The organism is Bacteroides fragilis, assembly GCF_019583405.1.
Classification (GTDB): Bacteria; Bacteroidota; Bacteroidia; order Bacteroidales; family Bacteroidaceae; genus Bacteroides; species Bacteroides fragilis_B.
Map to the genome: position 1 here is coordinate 560,888 of NZ_SZUU01000002.1, position 14,284 is coordinate 575,171.

General features: G+C 37.6%; 8 protein-coding genes and 4 pseudogenes. 5 read left to right on the forward strand and 7 right to left on the reverse strand.

The window, feature by feature from the left end:
- Positions 1-85 precede the first annotated feature (85 nt).
- From FDF36_RS06750 to FDF36_RS21180, 4 genes and pseudogenes are all read right to left on the reverse strand, one after another.
- Entirely contained in the window at positions 86-442 is a 357-nt protein-coding gene (locus FDF36_RS06750) for a helix-turn-helix domain-containing protein (RefSeq protein WP_220390804.1), read from the reverse strand.
- Positions 443-589: 147 nt separating this feature from the next.
- Positions 590-1,369, reverse strand: coding sequence for a BT1926 family outer membrane beta-barrel protein (locus tag FDF36_RS06755; RefSeq protein WP_220390805.1), 780 nt, complete (start codon positions 1,367-1,369; stop codon positions 590-592).
- A gap of 47 nt (positions 1,370-1,416) precedes the next feature.
- On the reverse strand, positions 1,417-3,033 hold the full coding sequence (locus FDF36_RS06760; protein WP_220390806.1) for a coiled-coil domain-containing protein: 1,617 nt from the start codon (positions 3,031-3,033) through the stop codon (positions 1,417-1,419).
- A gap of 416 nt (positions 3,034-3,449) precedes the next feature.
- A pseudogene (locus tag FDF36_RS21180) lies at positions 3,450-3,713 on the reverse strand (hypothetical protein).
- 303 nt (positions 3,714-4,016) lie between these two features.
- On the opposite strand from FDF36_RS21180, the gene FDF36_RS21185 reads away from it, so the two are divergent.
- The 3 genes and pseudogenes from FDF36_RS21185 to FDF36_RS06775 all read left to right on the forward strand — a co-directional run bounded on the left by FDF36_RS21185 (position 4,017) and on the right by FDF36_RS06775 (position 6,391).
- Positions 4,017-4,418, forward strand: a complete 402-nt coding sequence (locus FDF36_RS21185) for a phage integrase SAM-like domain-containing protein (RefSeq protein ID WP_259281384.1) — start codon at positions 4,017-4,019, stop codon at positions 4,416-4,418.
- A 141-nt stretch (positions 4,419-4,559) separates the two neighbouring features.
- Positions 4,560-5,300: pseudogene (locus FDF36_RS06770) on the forward strand (metallophosphoesterase family protein); the annotation flags it as partial.
- A gap of 59 nt (positions 5,301-5,359) precedes the next feature.
- Positions 5,360-6,391: a PDDEXK nuclease domain-containing protein gene (locus FDF36_RS06775; protein WP_122143512.1), complete on the forward strand. Its 1,032-nt coding sequence runs from the start codon at positions 5,360-5,362 to the stop codon at positions 6,389-6,391.
- Between the two features lie 335 nt (positions 6,392-6,726).
- Here FDF36_RS06775 and FDF36_RS06780 read toward each other — a convergent pair whose 3' ends face one another.
- Positions 6,727-8,691, reverse strand: coding sequence for a radical SAM protein (locus tag FDF36_RS06780; protein WP_220390808.1), 1,965 nt, complete (start codon positions 8,689-8,691; stop codon positions 6,727-6,729).
- Between the two features lie 408 nt (positions 8,692-9,099).
- Here FDF36_RS06780 and FDF36_RS06785 point away from each other — a divergent pair.
- Positions 9,100-9,904: pseudogene (locus tag FDF36_RS06785) on the forward strand (DUF3945 domain-containing protein); the annotation flags it as partial.
- 49 nt (positions 9,905-9,953) lie between these two features.
- Here FDF36_RS06785 and FDF36_RS06790 read toward each other — a convergent pair.
- Both FDF36_RS06790 and FDF36_RS06795 read right to left on the reverse strand, forming a co-directional pair.
- Positions 9,954-10,238: pseudogene (locus tag FDF36_RS06790) on the reverse strand (helix-turn-helix domain-containing protein).
- A gap of 10 nt (positions 10,239-10,248) precedes the next feature.
- The gene (locus tag FDF36_RS06795) at positions 10,249-11,391 is read right to left on the reverse strand and encodes a PDDEXK nuclease domain-containing protein (RefSeq protein WP_175414018.1); all 1,143 of its coding nucleotides are present in this window, start codon (positions 11,389-11,391) and stop codon (positions 10,249-10,251) included.
- Between the two features lie 555 nt (positions 11,392-11,946).
- Here FDF36_RS06795 and FDF36_RS06800 point away from each other — a divergent pair.
- On the forward strand, positions 11,947-14,259 hold the full coding sequence (locus tag FDF36_RS06800) for an ABC transporter permease (protein WP_220390809.1): 2,313 nt from the start codon (positions 11,947-11,949) through the stop codon (positions 14,257-14,259).
- The last annotated feature ends 25 nt before the right edge of the window (positions 14,260-14,284 follow it).

A 14,284-nucleotide genomic window follows, 5' to 3' on the forward strand; every position in this document is an offset into this window, starting at 1 on the left:
CTGCTACTTTTGATTCACCGGCACATTACATATTAATTATCAATAATTTACAAAAACAAAAAAAGAAGATATCAGATACGCAAAATCACTTTCCTTTTCCTTCCAGCAGATCTGCGATCTTCTGCTTCAGGTTCAGTTTCAACATTTCATCCTGTCGCAACTCGATCTCTAAAGTGATCTTTGCATTTCCCATTTTAAACGTCTCCTCTTCATCAACAGGGAGAGCAACTCCTTTTTTTATGGAAAATAGAACAGCAAAATCATAATCCAGTGCCAATGACAAACTATACAGCGTATCTGTATCAATGCTCTTTCGTGTCAGCAGATAGTCCACACTCTGTGGCCTCACCCCCAATCTACGGGCAAGTTCGGCTTTTGTCACCTGCCTTTCGGCCATGACCTGTTTTATCACTTCACCTATGTATACATTACTCTTCTTCATATTCTAAATACCATTCAGTCATCCAAAATGCCAATCACGTAAAAATCCCCGACAGCCGTCACGGACACCGGGGAGGTATAAATAAATGGACTTATTTATAAAATCACCCACCCGACCGATAGCCTATCGGCCGGATGGAGATAGAGGTCAAAACTTAAATCCGATCTTCAATGTCGGAGCCGCCAAAACACTGTAGTTATGGCTGTCTGCCGACAGATCGCCAAGACCGGCTTGCGGATTATACGTAGTCTTGTTGTACGTATAAGCAAACGGATCGATCTGCGCACCGATGTAAAGGGCAGGAAGAACATAGTAATCGACACCGATAGTCAGGGCGCCACGAAGATTCCAGCTCTCGGCAACCGATTTGCCCATAGAGGTCTCTTCATCATACTTCATTTCATTTTCGCCGTAAGCAAAACCTACGCGAACACCTGTATACCACATCAGGTTAGGAACACGCTTGATGTTGAAATAACGATCAACACCTGCCGACACATTATAGGCGAACGACTGGGCACTGGCTACGGCACGGTAATTAGGGATTTCTCCCATCAAATCGTCTGCCGATCCACTTCCATTCGATTCTGAACCATCTATCGTGCCGGGAACAGCCGGATAACCGGGGTTATTCGTGAAGCTGACACCGCCACCCAAATTTAGTTTCCACTGATCTTTGAAGAACCAGCCCCCTTCGAAACCAACCATCAGCTTTTTGTCTGCCCAGTTGGTTGAGAGTGCTCTGACTTCATAGTCAGTCAGCAGCCCCGAAGGGGCTGTGACATTTGTGTAACTATTGTATCCAACAGTAGCTGCTACCGTAAAGTCACCCTTTTTAGGAGTATTGTCTTTACTACAGTTCTGCGCATTAGCTGCAAGACACATCATGGGTAGAACGGCCAACACTAAAAGTCTTTTTATTTTCATACGATACTTTTTTTGATTTGTTGTTTATTTGCCGTTACTATTGGCGATTATTCTGCAGAGTCACCTACTAAAGCTTTGATCTGAGCTAAATAATCATTGTAAATAGGTTCATTTACAGCCAAACTATTTTCAAGGTCAGCAATTTCTTTCTCCTTATTTGCGATAGCCTGTTCCTTCGATACAATTGAAGCAGCATTAGCTATATTTTCATCAGCAGCAGCAATAGCCTGTTTCTGAGCTAAAATCAACTGATCGTAATCAGCCAAGCCATCAGCTATACTTTGCAATGTATAGGCCAAAGAATTTTGAACAGAATAATTATGAGAAGCTTTGTTGTATGCAATTTGAGTCTCCAACTGTGCTTTAACGGCATTATCCATAGCAGTTATTAAAGTAGCGTATGCTGTAGCATTGTCACCCGAAACACCAGCCAATATATCATTCCAAGACTTCAAGTTTTCTTCGCTATTCGTTACACCTGTAGTAGCACTCTCAACCGCAGTTTCCAGAGGTTTTACGTAATCCCTTAAATTACCCTCCGCTATACGCAGTTCATTTAAAGCAGTATTTTTATCTACTTCGGTTTTAGCGTCATCAAACTTCTTCTGCGCATCAGTTACAGCCTTTGTCAGATTTTTATAAGCATCTGCAGCTTTTGCGTCTGTCAAAGCCTTATTAGCATCTGCAAGAGCAGCTTTATTTACACTTAAATTTCTTGTTTGATCAGTGATTTCTTTATTGATAGCATCTATATTAGCAGTATATTTGTAATAACCGCGAGAATATGCACTTCCAGTAGTAGCATCATCGTTTGTATAATTCACATTTTCTCCTTCAATAAAGTCTTGTACATAATAATTCGAAGTTAATCTATATATTGTCTGCATATAAAGAGATCCGTTCAAATTCGTATTTGCTTCATTAAAAGCCTGTATTGCATTTTTATTAGCAGTATATTTTTCATTCGAAATCTGATTAAGAGCAGTCAATTTAGCATTAGCTTCCTGAGCCGCTTTCTCAGCATCAGCCTTATCTTTAGTACTATACTTCTCATATTCTGCAATTAATGCCTGAGCAACAGCCTTATTTTTCTCCTCTTTAGCTATTGTTTCCTGATTGCTCAACTCCACTGTCACTAATTCAGCTTTCAATCTTGCCAAACCATTTTTTGCATCAATTAAATCCGTTCTATCTTGATTGATAGTTACCAGCAGCCCATTAGCTTTTCCTAACAAAGTTGTAATTCTTGTCTTATTGGCCTGATCTACGCCATCCAAAGCAGCAATAAGGGCAGCTTTAGCAGTTTCCAAAGAAGCTTTGGCAGAATTCAATTGTGCTTCAGCATTAATTTTAGCAGTTTCAAGTTCCGCTTCCAAAGCAGCCTGAGCTTTCTCCAATAAGATTTTTTGTTGATCTGCTTGAGCCTGCTCCAATTCAGCTTGTGCTTTTTTATAAGCGGCTTCAGCCTCTTTTATTGCAACTTCAGCCGCAGTAATAGCTTTCTTAGCATCTGCATCCGCATTATTAATGTTCGCTAAAGACTCTAATTGTTTAGCTTTCGCCATACGGACAGCTTCTACCGATGCCGATTCGTCGTTGTCTACGCAAGCTCCCAGTGACAACGCACCCAGAAGCACTGCAACCATCATGAGTTTCTTTTTCATAATCTCAATTTTTAGTGTTAATAATATAATTAATTCAATATTAGTGTAATACCTTTATTTTTCTCTATTCTATCAAAATTGGCTATATTTGCCAATTGCCAATAGTTAACATACTTTTTAAAGATCCCTTTAATAATTGGGTATATTTAATTGTTCGGAGCAAATGTAGATATTATAATTATACTAAGCAAGAGTTAAGAGAAAAAAAATTAGAGTTTTTTGTATAAGTCTGAGTTTTAATGGAATCCAAGTGAAAAAAAAGCCTAAACAGCTTCTCCATACCCATATAATCATAAAACAAGGAAATATCCACGTAATATAGAACTGTGAAAAAGCCCTCAACATAAAAGAAAATAAGGATATAATTATTTCATATATAATAATGTATAACATTATATACATATCAAACGAACATCTTACAAGCCGCTAATATATAAGATGTTGTCACAAAAAGAATCTGCAATTCCCGGAGATATGGCCTTAGATTCACTTCCGGGGATAATAAAACAGACACCAACCGAATTGGATAACTCAAGTTTAGAAAGCGGATTTACACCGCTTGAACCGGTATCCTCATACTTATATTTTTCCTCAATTAACATTGTTAACGCCTTTTTCAGTTTGTCAGGTTCTTATGCACAAATAATAAGTCTTTTGCATTTAAAGAACTTGTTATTCACATCCAAAGAACAAGCTTTAACTCTGTGTTAAAACAAAGCTTTTGAAGATAGAAATTTTACTTTTTAAAGATATTGATTTTCAGATGGTTTATTCTAAAATTCGCTTCTTCACCTCACGGATGGACTCTTCGGACGAAAGCCGGGATACTTACTTCTTTGTCAACTATAAACAACGAGTTTCTAGCATTGTGAAACCAAGTATTTTTAAAAGATGCGCAAAGATAACGCAACCATACTAAAAGTCAAATAGTTATAAAACAGATTTTTTAGCGAAGTCGGACAAGAAAGCAAAGGAAAGCATATTTGGAAGGGAGTTACGTTACCAGTTTGTATCCTGTTAAAGCAAAAACGGTCAAAACGCAGGAAACACTTATCAGCTATTGCAACCGATACAACCACCAACTTGCAGCCAGAATCGGTGTAAACATAACATTGGAAAGTTATAAACGATACGGCGTATTATTCAACCACCTACGCCGTTTTCTACGAACAAAGTACAATCTGAGTGACATTTCGTTTCAAGCATTGGATTATTCTTTTGTCGAAGCCTTTGATTTCTACCTACGGGTACAATTGAAATTCAAGCCCAATACCATTGTAGGTATTTGGGGTAACTCAAAAGGCAGCGAGTTGCTCGCCACACCTTGCCCTTACAGGGAGCAATCGCCCTCCCCCAAGTCGGGCGATTGTAGAAATCAAGAATAGGATTACTAAATAAATATATAAGAAAACAATGTTACTAATCTGCATTTTCAATATATTTGCAGTAGATGGAAATTATGGAAAGAGGAATGGAAAGATCTTAAAATAGATGAGATAAAAAAAGAATGGTATAAATAATAATAAATGAAAATAATTCATACTGCAGATTGGCATTTAGGGCAGACGTTTTTTGAATATGACCGTAAAGGTGAACATACTCTATTTTTGACGTGGCTTCGAGAGCAAGTGAAAGTTCACGAGGTGAATGTGTTGTTTATTGCCGGAGATTTGTTTGATATCCCAAACCTATCGGCTGAATTACAACAGCAGTACTATACTTTTTTCAAAGAGGTGACGGCGAAGAATTTCGCTCTGCAAATCATCATTATTGCCGGAAATCATGACTCGGAAGCCCAGCTCGAAGCTATCAATTCGCTTTTGGTATCGATGGATGTTACTGTGTGGGGGATTGTCAAGCGTACCGAAGAGGGTAATATTGATTTCGACCATTTGATTGTACCGCTCGGTAAAAGAGAGTATTGTTTGGTTGTACCCTATTTGCGACAAGAGGATTATCCCGAATCAGATGCCTATGCAGAAGGAGTGCAAGTGATGTATAGAGAACTTTTTGATACACTACCTATGCCGGACAAAAGTAAACTTTTCATTGTAATGTGGTATTTGCAGGCTATGTGTTCGAAGATTTTGGAAAAGAACCGTGCCGAACGCACGATTATCGGAAGGTTAGAGTGTTTTTCGCCTGAAGTATTCGACGAAGAGATTGCATACACGGCACTCGGACACTTGCACTGTACCCAAAGGGTGTCGAGGCATGAGAATGTCCGATATGCAGGTGCTCCGTTACCGATGTTATTTGCCGAAAAAATAACAAAGAAAGTGTACTGAAAAAAATATAATAGATTAGTATTGAAAGAATTCATGATATGGCAAAAGAAATAATAATAAATGATAGCGAGTACGCTCAAATATTACAGCTGGCAGTCTCTGAAATTCAGACCGCTCGCACTATCATTGCCCGGCAAGTAAACACTTCCGTCAATTCTGTATATTGGAATATCGGAAAGTTGCTCTTTGATAGAAATTTAGAGAGTGGATATGGTAGTGGCGTAGTTAAACGATTATCAGTGGATTTGAAAGAACAGTTTCCGGATATGGGATTGTCTCCTCGTAATCTATGGGATATGAAGCGTTTTTATGAAAGATATAAAACTTGTGATTCAAAACTGCGACAAGCTGTCGCAGTTTTACCTTGGGGACATAATTTATTATTGATAAACAAGATAGATGACAATAATGCTGTGAAATTTTATGCAGAAGAGTGCTTGCAGAAAGGTTGGTCGAGAGATATGTTACTCAATGCAATAAAGATGAATACTTACGCAGCTCATCAGACACAAATCAAAACGAATAATTTTGATTCGGTCTTACCTGTAGCACAAGCAGACTATGCAAATGAGGTCTTTAAAAGTTCATACAACTTGGGGTTTCTTGGGATAACAGAACCGGTTAAAGAGCTGGAATTGGAGAAGCGGCTGGTTGCTAAAATCAGATCGTTTATACTGGAGTTAGGTAAGGGATTTTCTTTTATTGGAAACCAATACCGTCTGGAGTATAACAACAAGGAATATGCGGTGGATATGCTATTCTTTCACAGGGGTTTGCGGTCACTTGTTGCCATCGAATTGAAGATCGGTGCTTTTAAGGCAGAATATGTAGGCAAAATGAACCTATATCTTTCACTTCTTGATCGTTTAGAGAAAGCTGAAGGAGAGAACCCATCAATCGGTATAATCCTTTGTGCCGACAAGGATCATTTAGATGTAGAAATCGCTTTGCAAGATATAAACAAGCCTATCGGGGTAGCTGAATATCAACTACTGTTACCTAAAGACGAACTTCAGGCGTTGCTTATCCAAGAGATTAATTCTATGGAAGAAAATAGGGATATTCCGTAAATGTTCCTCTTTCTTCACAATAGTCGTAAGCAATCTAATATTTTATTTATCAATAAAATAATCTTAATTAATCCTTTATTTTTCTGAACACAAAGATAGATTCCAAAAATAAAACGGCAACACCAAGCCCTACGGATTCTGATAAATTTCTTCCTTTTTCGTTCCTTAAAAGAGTAAATTTATCAAAAGAGCTACTTTATTTATTCTCTCCATATAGTTAATGCTTATCAGAGAAAAAAAGGAAAAAATATGTTGGTTACATTAGGGTACTATAGTGTCAATTCTTCTTGCTTTAGGTACTATTTTCTCAGCCAATTCGTTTTAGTGATAACCTCCTATTTTTTCGTAGATTGAACATACTGGTTAACTAATGCTATCATTTCATTTTTTACGTCTTTGATAAAAACGGACTCACTCATTGATTTCAATTCATCAAGCGTTACCCATTTGACCTCTGTGTGATTTATAGATTTAGGTTCACCACTTTTATACATACATAAAAAGAATACTCCTTGAATTGGTGATTGTTTATTCGGTGATATATAATAGAATCGATGGATTTTGTTAATAACTTCAACATCAAGCCCCATCTCTATTTTAAAATGCCTTTTTACGCCATCATTAAATAATTCACCGGGTCTTAATTGTCCTCCACAACCTTCGTATTTATCAGGAAATAAATCTCTATCTGGACTTCTTCGAGCTATCAATATGGAAATTATTTCATTCTCTTGTTTAATACAAAGTCCTGCAACATGCACCTCTACTAAATGTTTATAATCTTCTCTATTTATCAACAATGAAGTGCTATTTTTATCATTAAAATCAATACAATTTTTATGAAAATCGCCACTACTGTCTATTGAGAAAATATTTTGTCTACTTGGACATATAGTATCTTCGCAGATAGGAATAATCAATTCAATATTTTTAATAAATGAAACATCTCCAAAATCCCCATTAATTATTTTCTGATATGTTTTTAATAAATCTGTTTTTGAATTATTCCTTGTTCTTATTGGATATGAAATAGTAATATCCTCAAATTTTTTATCTCGCCAAAAATCGATGAATTTTTTTGTATTGGAAAGAAAGTAAGAATCTCCAATGACATTAATATTAAATCGAATATTTAATGATTGACATTTTGATAAAAATTCAACTACCTTGTCAAATGCATTGTTGTTTTTTTCTATGTGTTTAGTTTTACAATAATTATCATTCTTATATCCTTCCAAGCTAACAACAAACTTGTCAAACTTACTAAATTGATTTATTTTATCAATTAAAGCAATTTGATTATGATAATAAATCCCATTAGTGCATATGGAAAATTTCATTACTGGAGATTCGTTTATTTTTTCTACTATATCAAATAAATTACTAATAAGGAAAGGTTCTCCTCCTGATAATACCATTTTTTCTACTTGATATTTACTTATATTATTGTAAATTTTATCATAATTAACATTTATATTTATGGGATTTGTATCAACCTCTATGTCAATAAAACAATGGCGACAATGTGTAGAACAATGATGTGTCATTCTCCAACAGACTGTTTTAATCTTGTCATTAAATCTACATAATCTAATATTTGAAGTTGGATAATTAGTCTTTTTGTATAGCATAATTAATTTATTGTAAACGTATTTCAAATCTTTATATACGCTTAAATTTTCAAACTCGTCAATATCTTTAAATATTAACTTAGGATTTTTTTGCAGATTCTTTAATTTGAAAGCATAATACATGGAAATATGATATTTTTCTTTTGATGTTTTATTATCTCCAAATTCTTGTATCATAAAAAAAGGAGGAGGCGTGATATTATGATTCAAATATTCTCTGAAGAATTTTTTTTCTTCATCTGTCTTCAATAAATCCTTAAGTAAATATTCTCTATTATTTCCAGAATAAGATAGGTCAATCAATTCAATATCTATATCTTCCAGCCCTGTTTCTTTTCGTATTGTTTCAATCATTTTTTTAAATGGTGTTTCCAAGGACATATTTAGCATTGGCTTATTCGTTCTATAATAAGAACCAGGCTGCATATGTAAACCGTTATTGTTTTTTATCAATAACATCTTGTTATTTTCATCAATAATTATTGCAGATACAGCAAATACCCCCTTTGGATGTAAAATATGTAGTCTAAAAATAGTATAATACGCCGAACATATAATAAATATAAATATACCTGTTAGTATGTATATACTACCACAGTCATTTGCGATAGCGTAAAGGAGATTACCTATGCTAAAGATTACTGGTATCCAATCTAGTATCAATTTCATATTATATTAATAGATGAGGTTTAACTTGTTTATATAGACAAAAATATGAATATTTATTTATATTTGCATCTTTTGAAATGTTATTGTTTAGCCAAGCTATACTTTTTTTCAATCCGCTCCGCAAGGTTAGTCATATCCTCATTAATTTTGGTACGGGTTATATCCGCATAGATTTGAGTAGTGGAAATGCTTCGATGTCCTAATGTTTGGCTTATCGTTTCTATTGGAACACCCATTGAAAGCCAAGAGTTGCATAGCTATGTCTTGCCTTGTGATAGGTTAGCCGCTTCTCGATATTGGCTGTTTTGGCTATCTTTTTCAACTGAATATCAGCATTTTCTATTGTGCACAACCTAAAGACCTTTCCATCAAGCCCGGCAAAAGCCGTATTCCGGTATTTCTCAATAAGTAGTCCAGATCCGAAAAGGGGAAGATCCCGAAGTGGAAGGCAAAAAACTGGTGAAGAACAGCGAACTCAACGATGAAAGGCGTATCGCCAAACTTGCCCGCCGGTATAAGTTCGACGAACACCAGCTTCCGTGGAAAGAACTCGCCGTATTGGGAATTGACAAGCAACTCTTGTTCGACAACCATTGCATGGGTGAGATACTGAAAGGAAGGATTACCTCAATGGCTTTCCCCATCAGCAAGGAAGTGAACGGTGAAAAGAAGGATATGGAGGAAGCCTGTTTCCTCTGCATCAAGGGCGAGGATGGCAAGGTGCAACTGAAAAACCCTAAGCAGGCTCGACAAACCGCAGTATGACCTACCTGCCTATAAGGGAATATTCACGGACGAGGAAAAGCTGTCGCTTAAAGACACTGGAACTTTGGGGGCAGTCAAGGAGATGAAGGACACCCATACAGGAACGGTCTGCAACTGTTATGTATCTTTCCATGAACCGAGCAACCGTATCATTACCATGCCGGTGGATGCTATCAAGATACCCGATTACATATACAGTAAAAGACTGGATGACAAACAGAAGCAAATCCTTGCGTCAGGAGGCCGGCTTCCCATCAACGACATACAACGCAAAAACGACACACTGCTTTCCGGGGTTGCTTTCGTCGATCCGAGAATAATGGACATCGCATTCAAGCAGTCCGGCGAACAGCTGAAAGTCAACGACACTATCATGGGTGCCAAAATCACGCCTGAACAGAAGAAGATGCTCCAGAACCATGAAATGGTCTTCTTCCAATTCATGAAGCCTTGCAATAATGGCATCTATATTCATTACATCCATATATGTTATGGTTTTAATCCAAGACTTTTTGAGCGACCTTTATTGCTTCTTTTTTCAAATTATCATTGTCCTCTTCAATAGCGTCAAGTACTTTGTCTGCAAGCCATAGCGTTAAGAGTTCCTTTTCATCAACCTTAAATTGTTTGGCAAGGGTAATTACCTACTCACGTTTTGCTCTTCTATCGCCACGTTCAATTTTGCTAAACATAGGAGTGTCTATTTCAAGAATAGCCGCTAATTGCCGTTGAAGCAATCCTTGTTCCTCTCTTAATTCTTTTATTCTCTTTCCCAATAACATATGTAATGAATTAAAGAAGTTTTTCTAATTCTTCTACAGGAGGGAGCAGTCTCTTTAGACGCTCATCCATATCGGCAGTAGTCTTATATGTCGCCACACCCATAGGCTTGTCATAGTCTTGGATTACATACTCAACAAATTTCTTATTGGCACTCTTGCAAAGAATGATTCCTATAGACGGATTCTCATTAGGCTTGCGTACTTCATCATCCAAAATACGCAGATATGCCGCCAATTGACCTAAATACGAGGTCTTGAACGGACCATCTTTCAATTCCACACAAACAAGAGCAGCCAACTCTCTATTGAAGAATAGCAAGTCCGGAAACTCCTCTACACCGAATTTTTCCAAATGATATTGGTTGCCTACAAATGTAAAATCCTTGCCGAATGTCATAATAAACTCTTTCACATTCTGCACTATGCTTTGTTCGATTACCCGTTCATCTCTATCCTTGTCCCTAACAAACAACTCTTCGGTGTTGATAAAGTCAAGCAGATATTCATCTTTGAACATCGTGATTGCACGATATGCCTGTAGCTGACCAGGGATTGTTTTCTTGAAATTATTTGTCAACTCACCTTGATGACTATACAAATCGTCATTTATCATTCGTTCCAAATCCTCTACCTTTGCTTTTGTGTCAGCTGCGAATTGAATGTAGAATTTTCGTTGCTCTGTATCCTTGACTTTGCTGATGATAACATAATGGTGGGTAAAACCAATGTTCATAAATGCTGCAATCGGGAAATTTGCATCTATCTTAAACTGCACTGTAGGCAATTCATTCGTTCCAACGAACGAATTATGCTTTTCGCTTATTAAATTGTTCGTTTCAACGAACGAATTGTCCGAAAGCATCTGCCACTCCTCATAGAATGTACGCATCTTTCGTAAGCTTGCTGCGGAAAAGCCTCTTAACCCGGGTAATTCTTTACGAAGTTGTTCGCTGATTGCTTCAATGAATCCCTTGCCCCAATTCTTATTGCGGGTATTCACAGAGACAAATCGTCCAATGCCGTAGTAAAGTGCTAATTGTTCTTGGTTAATTATAGCCAAGGCTCGTTGTTGGCTTTGCAAAATCGCACCTTTAATTGCTTGAACAGCATTGGTGAGTTCTGTATATTTCATTGTATTAATAATATTGCTCATTTTAATATCAAATTATTGTATATATCTTGAATAGTCAATATTTGACAACAAATTTAGTAAAAAGATTCTATAAGCAACCTTAGTTGTCCATTATTTTTTCTCCTAACCCAATAAATAGACTACTACCTTTTTCTTTCCGTTGGCATAAACTATTCAAAACCTTTAGCCTTATTTTGCTTGCCTCGTATGTTTTTAAGCCTAACCCCATTGATATACAAAATGATGCAGAACGATGAAACGTAATGCCACAAAGAAAAATCAGACTCTGTCATCGGGTAATGATTTGAAAACTGTCCGCCTTCATTCCCTTGCTTTATTGCCATTGTTCCTATTTCCGAGCTTCTCTGTTTAATGCGTTATGAATCAGTTCTTAACGCATATATTCACTTTTTTGTTCCGAGAGGGGCAGCCGGATGTAATTGTGCGATAGTGAACTGCCTTTGTGCGTGTCCGCACAATAATAAGAGAACGTTCGGGAATATATTGTATTATATAATAGCTACTTAGCTATATGGCATGATTCTTGCAAGCATAAAGAAAAAACAGTAATAGAACATGATTAAGCATTACTTGAAAGTAGCATTACGCAATTTAATGAACTTTAAAGTTCATAGTCTTATTTCGGCTATTTGTTTGGCGATAGGCATCACCTGCTTCTGCATGATGAATTATTTTATTGATGCCGTATCCGGTAAGATTGAACTGTCCGATGATAATGAATACAGCATCCGGTTGCTCGGAACATCTTCCCAGACAGCCGCCGATATCTATTTGTTTAAGGAGGATTTTGATTATCTGAAAGAGTTGCCGATAGCGGGCATAGATACCCTTGTGGCTTCTTCCTCTTATAGCAATGGAAAAGAAATTACGGCCATCGACAAAAAACAACGGGAACTGCCGTTTTTGATGTCGTTCAAAAATGTATCATCTAATTATTTCACCTATAATTCGTTCAAATTGAAGTATGGCAATCAAGAGATAACAGCTCCCAATGAGGTGATCGTCTCCGAATCGTTTGCCCGGAAAGCATTTGGACAAGAAGATCCGATAGGTCAGGTCATCCGTCAGGAGACAGAGGCTAACGACTCGTCTGATCTTGTGGTGTATAAAATTGTCAATGTTGCTTTGACAGAAGAAAAGGATCATCGTGGAAAAACAATCGATTGTTATTTTCCCCTGTCCGCAAAGTCCCGTACTCCACTCTGCATCAGATCACGTCTCACCGGACAAACCACGACGGAAAGCCTGAATAAACAGTTAAAGAACCTGACCTGGAAGCATGGAGAACAGGATATCTATTTATATGCTTTCCTGGAGTCGGAACAGAATGACAGTGTCCAAAGAACGATAAGTATTCTGCTCGCCCGGTTTATAGCTTCGCTGATTTTATTGTCGGGGTTGATCAATTTTCTGAAGTTCATTATCCAGATGTTCTATAACCGGCAACGAGAACTGGTGCTTCGCAAATGTATCGGTTCGGACATCAAAGGATTGTTTGCCTTGCTTTTCGCCGAAATCTTCTGGATGCTATCTGTCGCTTTCCTTCTATCCTTGGCCGTGACGGAAGTCACCCTCTCTTTGGCATATATGTACATCCGTCCGGAAGACATGATCTCATTCTCCTTGGTAGATCTGTATGGTTCACAATTAGGCTTGTATCTCGTTTTGTTATTGATCTGCATGCTCGCCATTCTTTACCCTATCTATCGGTTACGCCGGTTGAATGTCCTCCATTCGGTCGTGCAGAGACAGAAGCGGCATGTGTTCCGCTATTTCATGATTGCTTTGCAATTGGCGATCTCCATCCTTTTCACAGGCGGTGTATTTGGCATAACACTTTTGTTCGATGAAATGTTTGAAGGAATGTACCATCCTTTGAGTACGGAAGAAGAGAACCGGGTGATTTCAATATCGGTCAATACCATACGCATGCAAAAAAACATGGATGCCATTCTTTCGGATATCCAGTCCTTACCCGAGATAACCGATCGGACATCCGCTTTCAATACCTTCGATGCCGATGTTTATACCTACATGACCTACATGAAAAACGGAAAGCCAAGAGGAAATGTGCTGATGAACGAAGCAGAGCCCCATTATTTTGAGTTCTTCAAGATCCCGTTCTCCGGAAAATTGGTGGATAAGGATGCTCAAGGCTTTGTTTATATAAGCGAACGGTTTAAAGAACAATTGCAGAAGGATAGTATAGAAAGTAGTGTCACGTTGGATGGTAAAGAATACCGGATTGCCGGGACTTACCGTGCACTGAACAAGGAAAATGCTCAGAACAGTTCAGTCGGTTCTGTCTTTTTAGTTAACCCGCAAGCCTACACCTATTACTTTAAAACCCTCCATTCGGATATTACTCCGGTCGCCCTGGAAAAAATAACGGAGATCTGCCGGCGTTATGTACCTGAGACATTGCCTCTTGATATTCGTAATATGGGTGATTCCAAACAGTCCGTTATGGGAACTGTAGCACTCTTGCAGACAGCATCCCTGTTGTTGGCAATAGTCAGTATCCTCTTGTTGATATTAAGTATTTATTCCGGAATCTCCATGGATGTGATAAATCGGCAAAAGGAAGTAGCCATCCGAAAAATAAACGGAGCTACCCCGAAAGTGATTGCCCTGTTATTCGGCAAAATCTATCTGATTATTTACCTTTCTGTCTTCGTCATTATCTATCCGTTAGTACGATTGGTGTTGATAGGGATCGCGCAAAAAAGTAGTTTGAAAAGCATATATAGTTGGAATTGGGGAATCTTATTGTTCTTCACGATGGCCCTTTTGATCTTCTTGGTTACGGCATACAAGATTTATAAAGTAATGCACCTGAATCCGGCAAGTGTTTTGAAAAAGGAATAAAAACGACCTCTATTGGGCCCGCCTG

Coding starts and splice junctions, on each gene's coding strand:
- FDF36_RS06760 (WP_220390806.1), bottom strand. CDS start 3,033: ATGAAAAAGAAACTCATGATGGTTGCAGTGCTTCTGGGTGCGTTGTCA.
- FDF36_RS06800 (WP_220390809.1), top strand. CDS start 11,947: ATGATTAAGCATTACTTGAAAGTAGCATTACGCAATTTAATGAACTTT.
- FDF36_RS06750 (WP_220390804.1), bottom strand. CDS start 442: ATGAAGAAGAGTAATGTATACATAGGTGAAGTGATAAAACAGGTCATG.
- FDF36_RS06755 (WP_220390805.1), bottom strand. CDS start 1,369: ATGAAAATAAAAAGACTTTTAGTGTTGGCCGTTCTACCCATGATGTGT.
- FDF36_RS06780 (WP_220390808.1), bottom strand. CDS start 8,691: ATGAAATTGATACTAGATTGGATACCAGTAATCTTTAGCATAGGTAAT.
- FDF36_RS06795 (WP_175414018.1), bottom strand. CDS start 11,391: ATGAGCAATATTATTAATACAATGAAATATACAGAACTCACCAATGCT.
- FDF36_RS06775 (WP_122143512.1), top strand. CDS start 5,360: ATGGCAAAAGAAATAATAATAAATGATAGCGAGTACGCTCAAATATTA.